Source organism: Psychromonas arctica (assembly GCF_038155225.1).
GTDB classification, from domain to species: Bacteria; Pseudomonadota; Gammaproteobacteria; order Enterobacterales; family Psychromonadaceae; genus Psychromonas; species Psychromonas arctica_B.
Genome location: NZ_JBAKBA010000348.1, coordinates 1 through 216 on the forward strand (window position 1 = coordinate 1; position 216 = coordinate 216).

Annotated in this window: 1 protein-coding gene; it reads left to right on the plus strand. The window is 38.4% G+C overall.

Annotation, left to right across the window (positions count from 1 at the left end; translation table 11 throughout):
• Positions 1-216: Wzy polymerase domain-containing protein (locus V6255_RS18745; RefSeq protein WP_341629456.1), on the plus strand; the 216-nt coding region annotated here is incomplete at both ends.

Below are 216 nucleotides of genomic sequence, written 5' to 3' on the forward strand. Positions count from 1 at the left end.
ATTAGCCTTGGTCATTCCTATACGTCTAGATACTCAACCAGAATACCCTTTGTATCACTCAGCACTGCATTGGTTAGTGTTTATGGTGCTGGTCTTTTATGATGACTCGGAGTCACAAAAAGTCAGTGAGAAACGCTTTACTCCAACGTTCTATTTACTTATTGCAGGTACTATGATTCCGCTAATCACAGCCATTTTTATGGTCACTAATTTATT